Annotated in this window: 16 protein-coding genes; 8 read left to right on the top strand and 8 right to left on the bottom strand. The window is 72.4% G+C overall.

The window, feature by feature from the left end; genetic code table 11:
• Nucleotides 1-23 precede the first annotated feature (23 nt).
• Nucleotides 24-713 carry a TetR/AcrR family transcriptional regulator gene (locus NI25_RS16810; RefSeq protein ID WP_061443235.1) on the bottom strand — a complete coding sequence of 230 codons (690 nt, stop codon included), beginning with the start codon at nt 711-713 and terminating at the stop codon, nt 24-26.
• Nucleotides 714-829: 116 nt separating this feature from the next.
• Between NI25_RS16810 and NI25_RS16805 the strand changes: the two genes are divergently transcribed.
• Nucleotides 830-1,789, top strand: a complete 960-nt coding sequence (locus NI25_RS16805) for an NAD(P)-dependent alcohol dehydrogenase (RefSeq protein WP_078884641.1) — start codon at nt 830-832, stop codon at nt 1,787-1,789.
• Nucleotides 1,790-2,082: 293 nt separating this feature from the next.
• Nucleotides 2,083-3,000: a nitroreductase/quinone reductase family protein gene (locus tag NI25_RS16800; RefSeq protein WP_061443234.1), complete on the top strand. Its 918-nt coding sequence runs from the start codon at nt 2,083-2,085 to the stop codon at nt 2,998-3,000.
• Here NI25_RS16800 and NI25_RS16795 read toward each other — a convergent pair.
• Both NI25_RS16795 and NI25_RS16790 read right to left on the bottom strand, forming a co-directional pair.
• Nucleotides 2,997-3,407, bottom strand: coding sequence for a polyketide cyclase (locus tag NI25_RS16795; protein WP_061443233.1), 411 nt, complete (start codon nt 3,405-3,407; stop codon nt 2,997-2,999). The two genes, NI25_RS16800 and NI25_RS16795, sit on opposite strands and share 4 nt — an antisense overlap.
• A gap of 70 nt (nt 3,408-3,477) precedes the next feature.
• Complete coding sequence (locus NI25_RS16790; RefSeq protein WP_061443232.1) at nt 3,478-3,939, bottom strand: MarR family winged helix-turn-helix transcriptional regulator; 462 nt, start codon at nt 3,937-3,939, stop codon at nt 3,478-3,480.
• A 113-nt stretch (nt 3,940-4,052) separates the two neighbouring features.
• Between NI25_RS16790 and hemB the strand changes: the two genes are divergently transcribed.
• The gene (hemB, locus tag NI25_RS16785; RefSeq protein WP_061443231.1) at nt 4,053-5,045 is read left to right on the top strand and encodes a porphobilinogen synthase; all 993 of its coding nucleotides are present in this window, start codon (nt 4,053-4,055) and stop codon (nt 5,043-5,045) included.
• Nucleotides 5,046-5,094: 49 nt separating this feature from the next.
• Here the strand turns inward: hemB and NI25_RS16780 are convergent, their stop codons facing one another.
• Complete coding sequence (locus NI25_RS16780; RefSeq protein ID WP_061443230.1) at nt 5,095-5,850, bottom strand: DUF4232 domain-containing protein; 756 nt, start codon at nt 5,848-5,850, stop codon at nt 5,095-5,097.
• A 211-nt stretch (nt 5,851-6,061) separates the two neighbouring features.
• Between NI25_RS16780 and NI25_RS16775 the strand changes: the two genes are divergently transcribed.
• From NI25_RS16775 to NI25_RS16760, 4 genes are all read left to right on the top strand, one after another.
• Nucleotides 6,062-7,453 (top strand): helix-turn-helix domain-containing protein, encoded by a 1,392-nt coding sequence (locus tag NI25_RS16775; protein ID WP_061443229.1) that lies wholly within the window; start codon nt 6,062-6,064, stop codon nt 7,451-7,453.
• Nucleotides 7,454-7,545: 92 nt separating this feature from the next.
• Nucleotides 7,546-8,448 carry an SAM-dependent methyltransferase gene (locus tag NI25_RS16770; RefSeq protein WP_061443228.1) on the top strand — a complete coding sequence of 301 codons (903 nt, stop codon included), beginning with the start codon at nt 7,546-7,548 and terminating at the stop codon, nt 8,446-8,448.
• An 88-nt stretch (nt 8,449-8,536) separates the two neighbouring features.
• Nucleotides 8,537-9,775 carry a PLP-dependent aminotransferase family protein gene (locus NI25_RS16765; protein ID WP_061443227.1) on the top strand — a complete coding sequence of 413 codons (1,239 nt, stop codon included), beginning with the start codon at nt 8,537-8,539 and terminating at the stop codon, nt 9,773-9,775.
• Nucleotides 9,776-9,823: 48 nt separating this feature from the next.
• Nucleotides 9,824-10,666 (top strand): arylamine N-acetyltransferase family protein, encoded by an 843-nt coding sequence (locus tag NI25_RS16760; RefSeq protein WP_061443226.1) that lies wholly within the window; start codon nt 9,824-9,826, stop codon nt 10,664-10,666.
• Between the two features lie 33 nt (nt 10,667-10,699).
• Here the strand turns inward: NI25_RS16760 and argS are convergent, their stop codons facing one another.
• Nucleotides 10,700-12,460: an arginine--tRNA ligase gene (gene argS, locus NI25_RS16755; RefSeq protein WP_061443225.1), complete on the bottom strand. Its 1,761-nt coding sequence runs from the start codon at nt 12,458-12,460 to the stop codon at nt 10,700-10,702.
• 175 nt (nt 12,461-12,635) lie between these two features.
• On the opposite strand from argS, the gene lysS reads away from it, so the two are divergent.
• Entirely contained in the window at nt 12,636-14,384 is a 1,749-nt protein-coding gene (gene lysS, locus NI25_RS16750; protein ID WP_061443224.1) for a lysine--tRNA ligase, read from the top strand.
• Nucleotides 14,385-14,473: 89 nt separating this feature from the next.
• Here the strand turns inward: lysS and NI25_RS16745 are convergent, their stop codons facing one another.
• The 3 genes from NI25_RS16745 to NI25_RS16735 all read right to left on the bottom strand — a co-directional run bounded on the left by NI25_RS16745 (nt 14,474) and on the right by NI25_RS16735 (nt 17,754).
• Nucleotides 14,474-15,790 (bottom strand): DUF2637 domain-containing protein, encoded by a 1,317-nt coding sequence (locus NI25_RS16745; RefSeq protein ID WP_061443223.1) that lies wholly within the window; start codon nt 15,788-15,790, stop codon nt 14,474-14,476.
• Nucleotides 15,791-15,878: 88 nt separating this feature from the next.
• Entirely contained in the window at nt 15,879-16,742 is an 864-nt protein-coding gene (locus NI25_RS16740) for a DUF3558 family protein (protein ID WP_078884640.1), read from the bottom strand.
• A 133-nt stretch (nt 16,743-16,875) separates the two neighbouring features.
• Nucleotides 16,876-17,754 (bottom strand): hypothetical protein, encoded by an 879-nt coding sequence (locus NI25_RS16735; RefSeq protein WP_061443221.1) that lies wholly within the window; start codon nt 17,752-17,754, stop codon nt 16,876-16,878.
• Nucleotides 17,755-17,946: the final 192 nt, after the last annotated feature.

Below are 17,946 nucleotides of genomic sequence, written 5' to 3'. Positions count from 1 at the left end.
CGCCGCCGGCGGCCTGAGCGGGGTTACGGGCGCCCCGCCGGGCCGTGCAGTCCGGTCAGGTCCAGTGGTGGCGCCGGGGGAAGGGGTCCCGGGCGGGACGGCGGGTGGGCCTGGAAGGACTGGAAGAGGTAGGTGAGGAGGCGGCGGGCGGCGGGCAGGGCGGTTTCGGGGGGTTGGGCCGCCAGGCCGCTCACCGCCAGGAGGAGGAGAGGGATGTCGGCCGGGGCGAAGTCCTCGCGGAGTCGGCCGGCGTCGCGGGCGCGCCGGATCAGGAGGGACAGGCGGTCCTCGGCGATGGCGCGTTCCCGGTCGTAGTCCAGGGCCTCGGGGAAGCCGGCCAGGAAGACGGTCTCGAAGCCGCGGTCGGTGACCAGGGTGGTGCACACCTTTTCCAGGAGCGCGTACAGGCCGTGGCCCGGGTCGGGGTCGGCCAGGGCCTCCTCGAACGCGGTCGCGCACACGGCCAGCTGGTCCTCGAAGGCGGCGGTGACGAGGGCGGACCGGGTGGGGAAGCGGCGGTAGAGGGTGGCCACGCCGACGCCGGCCCGGCGGGCGACCGCGCTCATCGGGGCGTCCACGCCCTGGGAGGAGAAGACCTCGCGCGCGGCCTCCAGGACGCGTTCGCGGTTGCGGCGGGCGTCGGCGCGCAGGGCGTCCGGCGGTGGGGTTTCGGGGGTGTGCTCCGGGGGGTTGTGAGAGGGCTGGGCAGGCATGTTTCTCACTTCCGAGGTAAGTGGAGGGGGTCTTCCACTTATGGGTCTAGCGTGAGATTAGCAGCGGATGCGGGCCTCGTCTCCGTGCTTTCCGAACGCGAAGTGGATGGTGGGTCATGGGTGAGATGAAAGCGGTTCTTTTCGACCGTTTCGGGCCTCCGGAGGTGCTCTACGTCGGGCGGCGGCCGGTGCCGGCCATCGGGCCCGGCGAGGTGCTGGTGCGGGTGCGTGCCGCCGCGGTCAACGGGGGCGACCTGCACGACCGGACGGGGAAGGTGCGCCTGGTGACCGGACGGACCTTCCCCAAGGGGTGCGGCCTCGACTTCGCGGGGGAGGTGGCCCGGGTCGGGTCCTCGGTGCGCGGGGTGCGGGAGGGGGAGCGGGTGTGGGGGCTGCTGGGGCGCCGTACCGGCAGCATGGCCGAGTACGTCGCCGTCAGCCCCGGGCGGATCGCGCCCGCGCCCGGGAACCTCACCCCGGAGGAGGCCGTCTCGCTGCTCGCGGGTGCCACCACGGCGGTGACCGCGTTGCGCGACAAGGCCGCCCTGCAGCCCGGTGAGCGGCTGCTCGTGCGGGGCGGGAGCGGGGGCGTGGGCAGCGTTGCCGTGCAGGTCGGCAGATTGCTCGGGGCGCGTGTCGTCGCGCTTGCGGGTGGGAAGAACCTGGACTTCGTCCGAGGGCTGGGGGCCGAGGAGGCGCTGGACCACCGGACGACTCCGCTGTCCGCCGCGCTCGGCCGCTTCGACGTCGTCCTCGACACCGTCGGCACCGAGCAGGCCCGGCTGCGGCGGCTGCTGGCGCCGGGCGGACGGATGGTCGCCGTCGCCCTCGACCTCGAACGGCCACTCGCGTCGATGGGCACCGTGCTCGGCTCCGTCGTGCACGGCAGGGGGCGGATCCGCTTCTTCAGCGGGAATCCGGACAGCGCGCTGCTCGCCGAGGTCGCCCGGCTCGCCGAGCACGGAGACCTCGTCCCCGTCGTCGACACCGTCCACCCGCTCGACCGGGTCGCCGACGCCCAACGGGCCCTGGAGGCCGGGGGTGTTCGGGGCAAGCACGTCGTCCGGATCGCGTAGGCGGGCAGGGGTGCGGGCCGGTCCGGGCCCGCGTTGACAGTCCGGCGGGCCGGTGCGTGTAATGAGGGTGGTGCCGCGTGGCGTCGGTCAAAGAGCAGTGGGCCGGTCGGCGACCGGGCGAGCGCCCTTCATGCAAGGGGTACGTGATGCGTTCATACTCCGCGCCCTGATTCCGAGGTGTCCGACGCAGCGCTTCCGCGCGTCGGTCTCGTGCTTGCCCCCTCATTCCTCGCATGCCGCGGCGCGTGACGTCGCCGTTGCCGTGGCCTGCCGTCCTGGAGACTCAGAACCGTATGCCCACGTCGTTCCATCAGAACGTCATTGACGAATTCCGCGCCAACGAGGGGAAGGTCGGCGGTCCCTTCGAAGGCGGGGAGCTGCTTCTGCTGACCACCACCGGCGCCCGGTCGGGGGCCTCGCGGACCACGCCGCTCGGTTACGTCCGTCACGGGGACTCCCTGCTCGTGGTGGGGTCCAACCTCGGGGGCCCGCGGCATCCCGGCTGGTACTACAACCTGCTCGCCCATCCCCTGGTCCGGGTGGAGGTGGGCACGGCGAGCTTCGAGGCGCTCGCGGTGCCCGCAGAGGGGGAGCGGCGCGAGGAGCTGTTCGCGCACGTCGTACGGGAGGCGCCCGGGTACGGCGACTACCAGGCCGGCACCAGCAGGCCCCTGCCGGTCGTGGTGCTGGAGCGGGCCGAGCCCGAGGAGTGGGTGGGGCGACCCCGCGAGGTCCGCACTCTCGCCGACAAGCTGCTGGAGGTGCACACCTGGTTGCGGGGGCAGTTGAGGCAGGTGCGGGCCGAGGCCGAGGCCCACTTCACGGCGCCCGGGGCGGCCGGCGCGCCGCCGGGTCTCGGGCTGCAGATCCGGCAGCGGTGCCTGGCGTTCTGCCAGGTGCTGGAGTTCCATCACGACAGCGAGGACGGGCACTTGTTTCCCGGGACCGCCCGGCACCACCCCCGGCTGGCGGACGTCTTCGACCGGCTCGCCGAGGAGCACCGCACGGTCGCCCGTGTCCAGGGAGAACTGGCGGCACTGCTGGCGGGTGTCACCGTCGCCGAGCCGGGGCGCTTCCGGCGCGAACTCGCGGCGATGTCCGCGGAGCTGAACGCGCACCTCGACTACGAGGAGGAGATGCTGCTTCCGCTGCTGGCCGACGTGCCCTGGCCGCCGGTCGCGCCTCCGGCAGGGCCCCCGGCCACACGTTAGGCGGACTCCAGCAGCTCCTTGAGCCGGGCCAGGTCGGCGGCCACCATGCCCGCGTCGCGCTCGAAGTCGGCGTCGGTCGTCCCCGGCTGCCGGCGCAGGGTGAACACCACCTCGCTCGCCGTGCCGTCGGCGATGACGCGGACCGGGTTGTAGACGGTCTCGCCGGAGGGGAGCGTGACGTGGTGGTCGAGTACGCCGAGGTCGTTGCGCGGGACGAAGGCGACCTGGACCCGGCCCAGGGGTGAGGAGTCCGCGATCCATCCGTCCGCGACCTTCTCGATCGACCCGCCGAGGCCGTGGGCCCACGCGGGCAGGTTGGCCGGGTCAGAGGCGTAGGCGTAGACGTCGTCGACGGGGCGGTCGACGCGGACGCTCAGGTGGCGGGACTCGCTGCCGGTGCCGTTCATGGGGCCGACGGTAGCGGGTCGTCGTCGCCGTTCTCTTGAAGGAATCGGACAGGTCCGGGCCGCAGGGGCCCTAGTGGTGCCAGGCCCGGCCGCCCGTGTTGCGGATGAAGCGCTGGAGCACCTGCAACGTGGTCAGGTACTCCTCGTCGGAGATTCCGGCGTGGCGTTCCTTCCACAGGTCGTCCTGGACGGCGGCGGCCCTCTCGAAGAACGTCCTGCCCTCCGGAGTCAGGGAGAGCCGGTCGTCGGGGGCGGTCTGGGCGATCCAGCCCGCTGTGATCGTCGCGTCGATCTCCGACTCCATCGCCTCCGGACCCGTGTCGAGGTAGTCCCGCAGGAGGCCGGAGACCTCGGCGCGGGTCCTCGGGGTGCCGGCACGGGCGACCTGGGCGAGTACCCACCACTGGGGCTGGGTCGTGCCGAGTCCGGCGAGGGCCGCCCGGGTCCGGGTGACGACGGCCTTGTACGCCGCCCAGCTCCAGTAGCCGACGGGCTGGCGGATCAGTTCGGCGTCGGTGTGCGAGTAGTCCATGGCGCCGACCGTAGAAACTGAAGTCTGGTTGAGGTCAAGCGGTCGCCCGGGGCCGGCGCGGGCCGACTCACCGTCGGCAAAGGCACGGGTGGGGCGGGCGTAGCGTAGGTGGTATGACGACGTACGGATCCTTTCCCGGCGCCCGGCCCCGGCGGCTGCGGACCACCCCCGTGATGCGTCGGATGGTCGCCGAGACCCGGCTGCACCCCGCCGACTTCATCCTTCCCGCCTTCGTCCGCGAGGGCGTGGGCGAGCCGGTGCCGATCGCGGCGATGCCCGGTGTCGTGCAGCACACCCGGGACACGCTGAAGAAGGCCGCCGTGGAGGCGGTCGAGGCCGGGATCTCCGGGATCATGCTCTTCGGGGTGCCGGAGGAGGAGAAGAAGGACGCCGTCGGGACGACCGGGACCGATCCCGACGGAATTCTCCAGGTCGCGCTGCGTGACGTACGGGCCGAGGTCGGGGACGAGCTGCTCGTCATGTCCGACCTCTGTCTTGACGAGTTCACCGACCACGGGCACTGCGGGGTGCTGGACGACCAGGGGCGGGTCGACAACGACGCCACGCTCGAGCGGTACGCCGAGATGGCGCAGGTCCAGGCGGACGCGGGCGCCCACGTCGTCGGGCCCAGCGGGATGATGGACGGGCAGATCGGGGTCATCCGTGATGCCCTCGACCAGATCGGTCGGGAGGACGTCGCGATCCTCGCGTACACCGCCAAGTACACCTCCGCGTTCTACGGGCCCTTCCGCGAGGCCGTCGGGTCGTCGCTCAAGGGCGACCGGAAGACCTACCAGCAGGACGCCGCCAACGCGCGCGACGCGATGCGCGAGCTGGCGCTGGACCTGGAGGAGGGGGCCGACATGGTGATGGTCAAGCCGGCCGGGCCCTACCTCGACATCCTCGCCAAGGTCGCCGAGGCCTCCGACGTGCCCGTCGCCGCCTACCAGATCTCCGGCGAGTACTCGATGATCGAGGCCGCCGCCGAGAAGGGCTGGATCGACCGCGACCGGGCCATCCTGGAGTCCCTCACCGGGATCAAGCGGGCGGGCGCGCGCAACATCCTGACGTACTGGGCGACCGAGGTCGCCCGCACGCTGCGCTGAGCGACCTGTGCCGGCCCTTCCGGCAGGGCGAGCCGGTGCGCTCACCCCTTCAGTACTCGAGGGCGTTGGACGCGCTGGTCTGCCAGTACGTCACCGTCAGCGCGGTGTCGACGTACACGCCGCCCGACGGGAGCTTGACCCGGGCGATGGAGCCGTCCTCGAAGGGGATGGTGAGGGCGGTCGTCTCGTACCCGTTCCCGCCGCTGCCGTCGCCCGACGACAGGCGCACCCCGGCGTAGCCGGACTCGCCGGGGGCCAGCGTGGTCAGCGACTGCGGCTTGCTGGACTCGGCGACGGGCGGCACCGCCTGGGCCTCGCCGAACCGCGCCGCCGGGTACGGCGGCAGCGCGCACGTCTTCGAGCCGGTGTTCGTAGCGGTCAGCAGCAGGTGGTTGATCGGGCGGGGAGCGTTCGCCGCGGTGATGCGGACGTCGGCCGCGGAGCACGCGCCGGGGGCTTCCGAGCCGGAGCCGTCGGAGGCGTTGTCGGCTCCGGTGCCGGAACCCGACGCCTTGTCGTTTCCGGCGGAGCCGGCCGAGCCCGTGGACCCCGTGGAGCCGGCCGAGCCCGAGGAGCCCGTGGAGCCGGCCGAGCCCGTGGAGCCGGCCGAGCCGGTGTCACCCGCGTCCTCCTTCGCGCCGCCCGCCGGCCGGGCGCTGTTGCCGTCCGCCGACGCGGAGGCGGAGGACTCGGGCGCCGGGGAGCCCGTGAGTTCGTCGCCCTCGCAGGCCGTCAGGGAGAGCGCGGCCAGCGCGACCGTGGTGGCGGCGAACAGGCGGGTACGGGTGATGCGGCGTGCGGACATGGAAGTTCTCCTTCGACCGTGGGAGTTGGGGCGAGCCGCTCGACCGTTCGGCGGGAGCGGCTGCTTTGATGACCACAGCTTGCGGTCGTGCTCGTCCCGGCCGCCAGCGACGGGGGAAGATGCGGGACGGTGGGACACCGGGAACGCCCTGACCTGCGGGAACGGGGTCCCTCTGGGATGCGGTACGGGGATGCGAGGAGAGGGAGGAACGGTGGCGGGGGACGACTTCGCGGGACTGCTTCGGGAGCTGAAGGAGCGGTCCGGACTCAGCTACGGGGCACTCGGCAAGCGGCTGCACATGAGCGGCTCGACCCTGCACAGGTACGTCAGCGGGGAGGTGGTCCCGGTCGAGTTCGCGCCCGTCGAACGCCTCGCCCGGGTGTGCCGGGCGACACCCGAGGAACTGCTCGAACTCCACCGCCGCTGGATCCGCGCGGACGCGCTGCGGGGCGTGAAGAAGGAGGAGACCGAGGGCGGGGACGGCGGCCCGGGCGCAGGGGGTGCCAAGGACTCTGAGGGCTCCGGGGGCTCCGAGGCCGGCAAGGGGGCCGAGAGGCCCGAGGACTCGGAAGGCCCCCAGGGCCCCGGGAACTCCGAGGGCACCGCGGGCTCCGCAGGTTCCGAGGGCCCCGGGACTGCCGAGAGTGCGGAGCCCGCGGTCGCGGACAGCACCCCGGCCGTGCCCGTCCCGGCCGCTCCGCCCCGCCGTCGCGTCCCGCGTGCCGCGCTCTACGCCGCGACCGGTGTCGTCGCCGTCAGTGCCGCCGTGGCGCTCGTGGCCAACCTCGTGTCGTCCCCGGACGGCACCGAAGGACACCGCCGCCCCGCCGGGGCCGTCGCGCACTCCTCCGCGTCGTCGTCCGCCACCGCGACGGCGTCCCCGAGCGCGAGCCCCTCCACGTCGCCCTCGCCGTCCGTCTCCAGCTCCCCGTCCCGGCCCCCCTCGGGGTCGCCGACGCGGACGGGCGCCGCCGCACCGAGCCGTCGGGCGCCGTCCACCGGGACCCCCTTCACCGTGTCGACCAACCCCTACTACTGGTACCTGCCCTGCGACCACGCCTTCCTGGTCGACCGCAGCCCGGAGAACGTGCCGAAGCCGCCACCGCAGCAGGGCGCCGTCGGCTGGGCGGAACCCCTCAAGGCGGTCTCCGCGAACCGGCAGGAGGTCGTCCTCACCGTGCAGGGCACCGGTCAGGAGACGGTGATCCTGCAGGACCTGCACGTCCGGGTGGTGAGCAGCGGGCCGGCGCTGGACTGGAACCAGTACGTGATGGGCAACGGCTGCGGCGGCGAGGTGGACACCAAGTCCTTCGACGTCTCGCTCGACCTGGGCACCCCGACCGCGACGCCCATCGGGGGCCAGCGGGACTTCCCGTACAGCGTCAGCGAGTCCGACGCGGAGGTCTTCCACGTCACCGCGCACACCGGCGGGCAGGACGTGCGCTGGTACCTGGAGCTGGAGTGGTCCAGCGGCGGCCGGCACGGGGTCACGCGCGTCGACGACCACGGGCGGCCGTTCCGCACCAGTGCCTCCCGGGACGCCTCCTACTACGCGTACCCGCTCGGCGGCGACGGCGGCTGGGAGCTGGTCGAGGGCGAGTGAGGCGTGCCGGGCGCGGCAAGTCCGGTCGGGGGATAGGTTGTTGACCATCGGACGTTCGCTTCGTCAGGCGACATGCGAAAGGTGGGACACCCGTGCCCGGTGACGCCCTCAGCCAGGACCCCGCGGAGCTGCGGAGGAGGATCGACAGCAGCAAGGCGCATCCGGCGCGCGTCTACGACGTCTTCCTCGGCGGCAAGGACCACTACCCCGCCGACCTCGACGCGGCCGCCGCCGGCCTCGCCGCCAACCCGCGCGGCTATCTCGACGTACGGCACAACCGGGACTTCCTTCGGCGGGCGGTGACCGCGCTCGCCCGCGAGGACGGCATCCGGCAGTTCCTCGACATCGGCACGGGGCTGCCGACCGCCGAGAACGTGCACCAGATCGCCCAGCGCATCGCCCCCGAGTCGCGGGTCGTCTACGTCGACAACGACCCGGTCGTCCTCGCCCACGCCCGCGCCCTGCTCACCAGCGGTCCCGAAGGGCGTACGGACTACATCGACGCCGACCTGAAAAGCCCGGCGCGGATCCTCGAACAGGCTGCCGAGACCCTCGACTTCGACCGGCCCGTGGCGCTCTGCCTCGTCGCCGTCCTGCACTTCGTGGAGGACGCCGAGGCCTACCCGATCGTCCGCGAACTGGTCGACGCGCTGCCCGCCGGGAGCCGGCTCGTGCTCAGCCACCTCACGGAGGACCTCAACCCGGAGAACATCCGCGCGGTGCAGCGGACGTACACGGAGCGGGGGTTCACCTTCGTGCTGCGCTCCCGCGACGACGTCGGCCGCTTCTTCACCGAGTCCGGTCTCGAGATCGCCGAGCCGGGGGTCGTGCCGGTGCACCACTGGCGACCGGACCACGCGGCGCCGGTGCCCGAGCAGCCGGAGGAGTCGTACCTCGCCGGGCTCGACGACATCGAGAAGGTCCGGTACAGCGACATCAACGACGTCACGGACGCGGACATCAACGTGTACGGCGGGCTGGGCGCCAAGTCCTGACGCCCCGGCTGCCGTGTGTCGCGTCGCACGGGTGTCCGGATCGCGGAAAGGCGCTTGTAGACGGCACGTACTTCTTTACGCTGCGCGCATGACCGTGACTGAGAACGCGCCCGCCGCCACCGCCACCGTGACCGCTCCGACGCCGCCGCTGGCCGCGCGGGCCCGGGCGATCGGCGGTTCGCCCGTACGGGACATCCTCGCCGTCACCGCCCGCCCCGAGGTGATCAACTTCGCGGGCGGGCTGCCGGCCCCCGCACTCTTCGACGCCGACGGCATCGCCGCCGCGTACCGGGACGTTCTCGCGGAGCAGCCCGCCCGCGCCCTCCAGTACTCCACGACCGAGGGCGAGCCCGGCCTGCGGGCCGCGCTCGCCGCCCGCACCTCGGCACGCGGACTGGCCACGGACGCCGACGACATCCTCGTCACCACCGGCTCCCAGCAGGCCCTGTCGCTCCTCGCCACCGCCCTGCTCGAACCCGGCGACACCGTCCTGGTCGAGCGCCCCTGCTACCTCGCCGCGCTCCAGGCCTTCGGCTTCGCGGGCGCCCGGGTGGTGCCCGTCCCCGGGGACGAGGACGGCATCGATCCCCGGGCGCTGGAGGAGCTGGTGGTGCGCGAGCGTCCCAAGCTGCTCTACACGGTCCCCACCTTCTCCAACCCCACCGGCCGCACCATGCCCGCCGCCCGCCGCGCCGCCGTCGCCGAGGTCGCCGGGCGGTGCGGCCTGTGGATCGTCGAGGACGACCCGTACGGCGAACTGCGCTTCGAGGGCGAGCGGGTGCCGTGGATCGCCTCCTACGAGGGTGCCCGGGACCGGACCGTGCTGCTGGGCTCCTTCTCCAAGGTCATGGCGCCCGGTCTGCGGCTGGGCTGGCTGCGGGCACCCGCCGCACTGCGCCGGGCCTGCGCGGTCGCCAAGCAGGCCGCCGACCTGCACACCCCCACCGTCAACCAGCTCGCCGCCGCCCGCTACCTCGCCGACCGGGACCTGGACGCCCACGTCGCCCGCGTCGCCGCCGCCTACGGCGCACGCCGGGACGCCATGCTCGCGGGCCTCCCGGACGCGCTCCCGGCGGGCGCCACGTGGACCCGCCCCGAGGGAGGCATGTTCCTGTGGGTCCGGCTGCCGGACGCGTACGACACCACGGCCCTGCTTCCCGAGGTCGTCCGGCACGACGTGGCGTACGTCCCCGGCGCCCCCTTCTACGCCGACGAGCCCGACCGCGCCACGCTGCGGCTCTGCTTCGTCACCCAGACGCCGGACGAGATCGCGGAGGGGCTGCGGCGGCTGGGAGAGGGGCTGGCCGAGGCGCGTCCGGAGGTCTAGGACCAAGGGCGGAGGCGGGGGTGTCGTCGCCGCACGTACGGTGATGCCATGTCTGACAGTGCCCGGACGACGACACCCTTCTCCCTGGACGCCTACCTCGAACGCATCGGCTGGGCGGGCGGGCGGCGCCCCGACGCGGCCACACTCCGCGGCGTGCAACTCGCCCACCTGAGGGCCATCCCGTTCGAGAACCTCGACGCGCTGGGCGGCCGGGCCCCCTCCCTCGACCTCGCCGACCTGACGGCCAAGCTGGTGCACGGCCGCCGGCGCGGCGGGTACTGCTACGAGCACAACACCCTCTTCGCGGCGGCCCTGGAGGCGCTCGGCGTCCTGGTGACCCGGCTGACCGCGCGGGTCGTCGTCGGCGCGGACCGTTTCGAGGACCGCCCGCGCACCCACATGGCCCTCCTCGCCGAGCTGCCCGGCGACCCGCGGCCGTACCTGGCCGACGTCGGCTTCGGCGCCCTCGGCTCCCTGCTGGAACCGGTGCCGCTGGTCGCGGACACCGAGTTCCACGACGCCGGACGCCGGCACCGGCTGGTGCACGCACCGCAGCGGGGGCCGCTGGAGACGTGGGTGCTCCAGGCCTGCGCCGCGGGCGGCTGGGAGGGGCAGTACGCCTTCACCGTGGAGCCGTTCGAGCCGTCCGACTACGAGGTGATCAACTGGCACATCGCCACCAACCCGCGCTCGCCGTTCTCCCGGCGCCCCTACGTGCAGCGCCTCACCCCGGACGCCCATCTGCTCCTGGACGGCGACCGCCTCACCGTGACGCGCACCGGCGACGGCACGGTCACCGAACGGAAGCTGTCCGACGAGGCGCAGGCCCGCCGGGTGCTGGCGGAGGAGTTCGGCATCGACGCCCCGGAGGGGCTGACGCTGCTGCGGTGAGGACGGGAACCGAGCCCCGCCCCCACCTCGGGCTCAGAGCCGCTCGGGCGTCCGGATGCCCAGCAGGGACATGCCCCGGTGCAGGGTGCGGGCCGTGAGGTCGCACAGGAACAGGCGGTTCTCGACCTGCGCCGGAGTCTCGGCCTTCAGGACCGGGCACTTGTCGTAGAACGTCGTGTACAGCGACGCCAGCTGGTACAGGTACGCCGCCAGCTTGTGCGGGGCGTACTCCGCGGCCGCCTCGAAGACCGTGTCCCCGAACGCGTCCAGGTGCAGGCCCAGCGCGCGCTCCGCCTCGTGCAGCTCCAGCTCCGGGTGGGCGGCGGGGCGGACCTCGCCGGCCTTGCGGAGGATGGACCGGATCCGGGCGTAGGCGTACTGGAGGTAGACGCTGGTGTCGCCGTTGAGCGAGACCATCTGGTCCAGGTCGAACTTGTAGTCGCGGCTGGGCGAGGTCGACAGGTCCGCGTACTTCACGGCGCCGATGCCGACCTGCGCGGCCCGCTCCCGGATCTCCTCCTCGGTGAGGTCCCGCGCCTTCTCCCGCACGACCTCGGCGGCCCGCTGCACGGCCTCGTCCAGCAGGTCCTCCAGGCGCACGGTTTCGCCCGCACGCGTCTTGAAGGGCTTGCCGTCGGCGCCGAGCACCGTGCCGTAGGCCATGTTGTGCGCGGTGACGTCGTCGTTCAGCCAGCCGGCCCGGCGGGCCGCCTCGAAGACCATCTTGAAGTGCAGCGACTGGCGCACGTCCACGACGTACAGCAGCGTGCTGGCGTGCAGGTCGGTGACCCGGTTGCGGATCGCCGTCAGGTCGGAGGCCGCGTAGCCGAAGCCGCCGTCGGCCTTCTGCACGATCAGCGGGACCGGCTGGTCGTCCTTGCCGCGGATCTCGTCGAAGAACACCACGAGCGCGCCCTCGGAGCGCACCGCGACGCCCATCTCCTCCAGGAGGCGGGCGGTCTCCGGCATGCCCTCGTTGTACGCGGACTCGCCGACGATCTCCTCGTCGCGGATCTCCATGTCGAGCTTGTCGAAGACGGAGTAGAAGTAGACCTTCGACTCGTCCACGAACTGCTGCCACAGCTCCAGCGTCTCCTTGTCGCCGGACTGCAGGGCGACGACCCGCTTGCGGGCCCGCTCCTTGAACTCCTCGTCCGCGTCGAAGACCGCGCGCGAGGCCTTGTACACCCGGTTCAGGTTCGACATGGCCTGCTCGCCGTCGACGTCGCCGGCCGGGGCCAGCTCGCCGGGGTGCTCGAACAGGTACTGGATGAGCATGCCGAACTGGGTGCCCCAGTCGCCGATGTGGTGCCGGCCGATCGTCTTCTCGCCGGTGAAGTCGAGCATGGCGCGCAGGGCGTCGCCGATCACCGCCGAGCGCAGGTGGCCGACGTGCATCTCCTTCGCCACGTTCGGCTGGGCGTAGTCGACGACCGTGACGCCCGCGTCCGCCTTCGGGGGCACGCCGAGGCGCTCGCCGTCCGCGAGGCGCGCGGCGAGGTTCTCGGTGATCGCCCGGTCGGCGACCGTGATGTTGAGGAAGCCGGGGCCCGAGACCTCGACGTCCTTGATCAGCTCGTCGCCGGTGGTGATGTGGGCGACGACCTCGGTCGCCAGCTCCCGCGGGTTGGCCTTCGCCTTCTTGGCCAGCGCGAGGATGCCGTTGGCCTGGTAGTCCGCCCGGTCACTGCGTCGCAGCAGCGGGTCTGCGCCGGCGGCCTCCGGCCGGGTGGCCGTGAGGGCGGACGCGAGCTGCTGCTGGACGGAGTCGGTGAGGGACGTGACCGAGGCCATGGAGTGGCTGCCGTTCTGCTCGGGTTCGTGGAAGTAGTACAGAAACCGAGTATCCCATGCGGTGAAAAGCGGTTTTCGCGGATGCGGGCCGGGCTGGGAGAATGGAGCGGTCAGCCGTGCGACCGTACCGGCTGTCCCCGGAGCGGTTCCGGGGGGAAGTTCCAGGAAAGAGGACGTGCCGATCGTGGCTCAGAGCACCGAGACCACCGACTGGGTCTCCCGTTTCGCGGATGAGGTCATCGAGGAGTCGGAGCGTCGGGCCCCGGGCAAACCTGTGGTCGTCGCGTCCGGGCTGTCGCCCTCCGGCCCGATCCACCTGGGCAACCTCCGCGAGGTCATGACCCCCCACCTCGTCGCCGACGAGGTCCGCCGGCGCGGCCACCAGGTCCGGCACCTGATCTCCTGGGACGACTACGACCGCTACCGCAAGGTGCCGGCCGGTGTCCCCGGCGTCGACGAGTCCTGGGCGGAGCACATCGGCAAGCCCCTGACCTCGGTCCCCGCCCCGAAGGGCTCCTCCTACCCGAACTGGGCCGAGCACTTCAAGGCCGCGATGACCGCCTCCCTCGCCGAGCTGGGCGTGGAGTTCGACGGCATCAGCCAGACCGAGCAGTACACCTCGGGCGTCTACCGCGAGCAGATCCTGCACGCCATGAAGCACCGGCGGGACATCGACGCCATCCTCGACCAGTACCGGACGAAGAAGGCGCCCGCGAAGAAGCCGCAGAAGTCGCAGAAGCCCGTCGACGAGGCCGAGCTGGAGGCCGCCGAGGGCTCCGGCGCCGCCGCCGAGGACGACGGCAGCTCCGGCTCCGCCGGGTACTTCCCGTACAAGCCGTACTGCGGCAACTGCGAGAAGGACCTGACGACGGTCACCGCGTACGACGACGACTCGACCGAGCTGACCTACGCCTGCACCGCCTGCGGCTTCTCGGAGACGGTGCGGCTGAGCGAGTTCAACCGCGGCAAGCTGGTCTGGAAGGTCGACTGGCCGATGCGCTGGGCCTACGAGGGCGTGGTCTTCGAGCCCAGCGGCGTGGACCACTCGTCGCCGGGGTCGTCGTTCCAGGTCGGCGGGCAGATCGTCGGCATCTTCGGCGGCAAGCAGCCGATCGGGCCGATGTACGCCTTCGTCGGCATCAGCGGCATGGCGAAGATGTCCTCCTCCAAGGGCGGGGTGCCCACCCCGGCCGACGCGCTCCGGATCATGGAGCCGCAGCTGCTGCGCTGGCTGTACGCCCGCCGCCGCCCCAACCAGTCCTTCAAGATCGCCTTCGACCAGGAGATCCAGCGGCTCTACGACGAGTGGGACCGCCTCGACGCCAAGGTCGCCGACGGCTCGGCCCTCCCCGCCGACGCCGCCGCGCACTCCCGCGCCGTCCGCACGGCCGCCGGCGAGCTGCCGCGCACGCCCAGGCCGCTGCCGTACCGCACGCTCGCCTCCGTGGCCGACATCACCGCCGGCCACGAGGACCAGGCGCTGCGCATCCTCGGCGAGCTGGACCCGGCGAACCCGATCGCCTCGCTGGACGAGGCCCGGCCGCGCTACGACAAGGCCGAGGCGTGGATCAACACCCACGTCCCCGCCGACCAGCGCACCATCGTCCGCCAGGAGCCCGACGCCGAACTGCTCAAGTCCCTCGACGAGCAGAGCCGGCAGTCGCTGCGGCTGCTGCTCGACGGGCTGGCCGACCACTGGTCCCTGGACGGCCTCACCCACCACGTCTACGGCGTCCCCAAGGTCCAGGCGGGCTTCCCCGCCGACGCCACGCCCAAGGAGCTGCCGCCGGAGATCAAGACCGCCCAGCGGACCTTCTTCGCCCTGCTCTACCACCTGCTCGTCGGCCGCGACACCGGCCCGCGCCTGCCCACGCTGCTGCTCGCGGTGGGGCAGGACCGGGTGCGGACCCTGCTCGGGGGGTAGGCCCGGCCGCCGGTCCTACGGCGAAGGGGGCGCCCGGTACTCGCCGGGTGCCCCCTTCGCCGTACGGGCCGTCCTCGCCGTGGTCGCCGTCAGGCGATGTGCTCCTCCTGAAGCTCGCGCATGTGGCGCTCGGTGAACGCCTTCACCATGCGATCGGCCTCGCGCGGAGCCAGCGGCACTCCGAAGGTCGCCTCCACGTCGTTGCGGAACTGGGCGAGCGTGGGGTAGCTGCCGTCGATCGACTTCCGGAAGACCGTGTAGTAGTCCTCCTCCGTCGGTGCCGGCTCGGCCGTGCCACCGCCCTCACCCAGCTCGCGGGTGCGGCCCGGAGCGACCGGGATCGGGAAGCTGCCCGTCTCCTCCGGCGAGGGCTCCTGGAGCGGCGGCTCCTCCTCGTACTGGTCCCGGTACTGGTCGGCCCGCTGCTGCTCCTCGTACCACTGGGCGTACTGCTCGGCCGGGTCGTACGTGGGGTCGTAACCGCCCTGGTAGGCGACCTGGCGGGTGTTGAACCAGGGGCTCTGCTCGGGGTCGTCCGGGACGGGTTGCTCCTCGGGGGGCTGCTGTTCGGCGGGCTGCGGTCCGGCCTGCCGCTGCCGGGCTTCGAGCTCCGGCCGCTGCTCGGCGTGCGGTGCCCCGGCACCCACCTGCGCCGCGTCGGCGGCACGACCGTCCGCGACCGCCTCCGACTCGGGCGCCGGCGGGAGCAGGGCCGGTTCGATGCCCGCGGCCGCCAGCCCGGAGGGGGCCGTCTGCGCCAGCGGAACGCCGTAGCGGGCCAGCCGCAGCGGCATCAGGGACTCCACGGGGGCCTTGCGCCGCCACGCGCGGCCGAAGCGGGAACGCAGCCGGGCCTGGTAGACCAGCCGCTCCTGCTCCAGCTTGATCACCTGCTCGTAGGAGCGCAGCTCCCACAGCTTCATGCGGCGCCACAGCAGGAACGTCGGCACCGGCGACAGCAGCCAGCGGGTGAGGCGGACGCCCTCCATGTGCTTGTCGGCGGTGATGTCGGCGATCCGGCCGATCGCGTGCCGGGCGGCCTCCACCGACACCACGAACAGGATCGGGATCACGCCGTGCATGCCCACGCCCAGCGGGTCCGGCCAGGCCGCCGCGCCGTTGAACGCGATCGTCGCCGCCGTCAGCAGCCACGCCGTCTGCCGCAGCAGCGGGAAGGGGATGCGGATCCAGGTCAGCAGCAGGTCCAGGGCCAGCAGTACGCAGATGCCCGCGTCGATGCCGATCGGGAAGACGTAGCTGAAGTTCCCGAAGCCCTTCTGCAGGGCCAGCTCCCGCACCGCCGCGTAGGAACCCGCGAAGCCGATCCCGGCGATGATGACGGCGCCGAAGACGACCATGCCGATGAGAACGCGATGCGCCCGTGTCAGCTGAAGTGGCGCGGCCACCCGTACTCCCCTCCCAGTGCCTGTTGTTGCGCGCAACAGAGTGGCACATGTGTACGGGGAACGGGTGGCCGGTGGGTCGAAGAGACCGTCAGCCCGACTTCTCGGGCGACGCGGAGGCCGACTGGGAGGCCGCGTCGGAGGGGGACTTCGAAGCCGACGGCGAACCGCTGGGCGTGCCGCTCGACTTGCCGCCGTCGGCGCCGCCGTTGGCCTTCGTCACCGCGGCCACGGCCTCCTTGGCCGCCTTCTGCGCGTCCTTCGCCAGGCCGTCGGCGTCCGGGGTCTTGTCGCCCGCCAGGCCCGCGCCGTTGTAGTCGACGGTGACGACGACGTTCTCGACGCGTGTCACGACCGTCTGCTGCTTGAAGGTGCCTTCCTTCTTCTTCAGGTCGTAGCGCACCAGCGACGCCTCGTCGCCCGTGCCGCTCACCGCCGCCGTCTTGACGCTCTTCGCGCCCTCGACGCCCTGCGCGTCCTTCAGCTGCTTCTGGTAGTAGTCATGCGCCAGCTTGTCGCCCTCGCCGCGCGTCACGTCCGACTCGAAACGCAGCATCGACACGCTCAGCCAGCGGAACTGAGAGCCCTTCACGCCGTTGTCGTCGAGGCTGTCCCAGGAGCAACTGGCCCGCACCGCCGTGTCGTTGGACGAGCCCTCCTTGCCGGAGTCGCCCTTCGGCACCAGGTCGTCCAGCGTCTTCTTCGTCACCACCGAGCACGGCTCCGGAAGCTTGCGGAACGCCGCCGCCTGCACCGTGGGGGACGGACTCGCGGACTTGGACGCCGCGGACTCCTCCGCGGCCTTGTCCTTGCCGTCGCCGGAGCCGGAGTCCGAGGAGCAGCCGGCCGCCACCAGCATCACGGGTACGGCGGCCGCGCCGACAAGGACGCGGGTGAGTCGCTTCGCTCGCTTCGCTTGCGGGTCTCGCTGGTCACGCTGGGCTCGTAGCTGCATGGTTCCTTCACTCATGGCACTCGGGGGTTCCTGCGTTCGGAACGGGTCCGAGGGGCCACGGTACGCGGTGAGGAAATCACGCGGTCCCGGTTCCGGACCACCTCGCGCGGGCGCGGGGAGGGCCGGGGCGGGCTCAGCCGCCCAGGGAATCCGCCAGCTGGGACGCCAGTTTCCGCGCCTTGTCCTGCATTTCCTCGCTGTCCGGCACGACGCCGAGCGTCGCCGACTGCTCGGCGTACTCGATGGTCACCATGACGTTCGACGTGCGGAACGCCACAGTCACGGTGCGCCGCTTCGCCGTCGAACCGGAGCTGCTGAGCGCGTCGTCGACGAACGCCTCGTCGCCCAGGTCGTCCAGGAGCCGGGGCTGGACCTCTGCGGGCGTCGCGTCGGGGGACGCGCTCGACGAGGCGGAGGGGGAGGAGGACGAGGAAGCGGAGGCCGAGGGGGTGCCGCCCGCGCCGGAGGCCGGCTCGCCGGAGGACGGGGCGCCCGACGGGGAGTCCGGCGCGGACCCGGACTCCCCGGACTCCCCGGAGTCCTCGGACTCCGAGACCACCGGTTCGGGCAGGTCGGCCGCCTCCACCTGCTTCGCGAACAGCTGCTCGGCCTCGCTGTCGTCGCTCACGGCACCGTCGTACGACACCACCCGCTCGAAGTCGACGAAGAGGTGGTTGGTGGCCTGTGCCGACTCCACCTTCCAGCGGCAGCCCACCTTGCGGTCGGTGTCGTACGCGAGCGTCGGCTCACCCGCGTACGCCTTCTCCCGCTGCTCCTCGTCGGTGATCTCCTCGATGCCGGGCAGGAGGGAGTCGAGCGCCTTGTCGCCGACCGCGCCACACGGATCCGGAAGGGTGCGGTACTTGCCCGGTTCGGCCGCCTCGGTCGCGACGCCGGGCTGCCCCGGGTTCGAGTCGTCCGCCGTGGCACCGCCCTCCGAGCCGCCGGTGCAGCCGGCCAGCAACGCCGCGAGAAGGGCGGCGACGCCGGGTACGTAGGCCTTCCGCTGCACGGTGCGGCTCCTCTCGCCGGGGTGGCTGTGGTTCGGGAGGGTACGGGACTCCAGTGTCCCCGCCGGTTATTCGCTTGCCGCACGGGGGCGGCCCCTGCAGACAATGTGTATCGCACGCGCTGCCGTGAACGCCGGTCGATCGTCCCTTTGGCCGACCTTGGCGCCGGTTCTGCGCTTTGAGACTTCTGTATG

Source organism: Streptomyces sp. CCM_MD2014, assembly GCF_000772045.1.
GTDB lineage: Bacteria > Actinomycetota > Actinomycetes > Streptomycetales > Streptomycetaceae > Streptomyces > Streptomyces salinarius.
The sequence above is the reverse complement of the archived record's forward strand: the minus strand, read 5'-3'. Positions and strand labels throughout refer to the sequence as shown.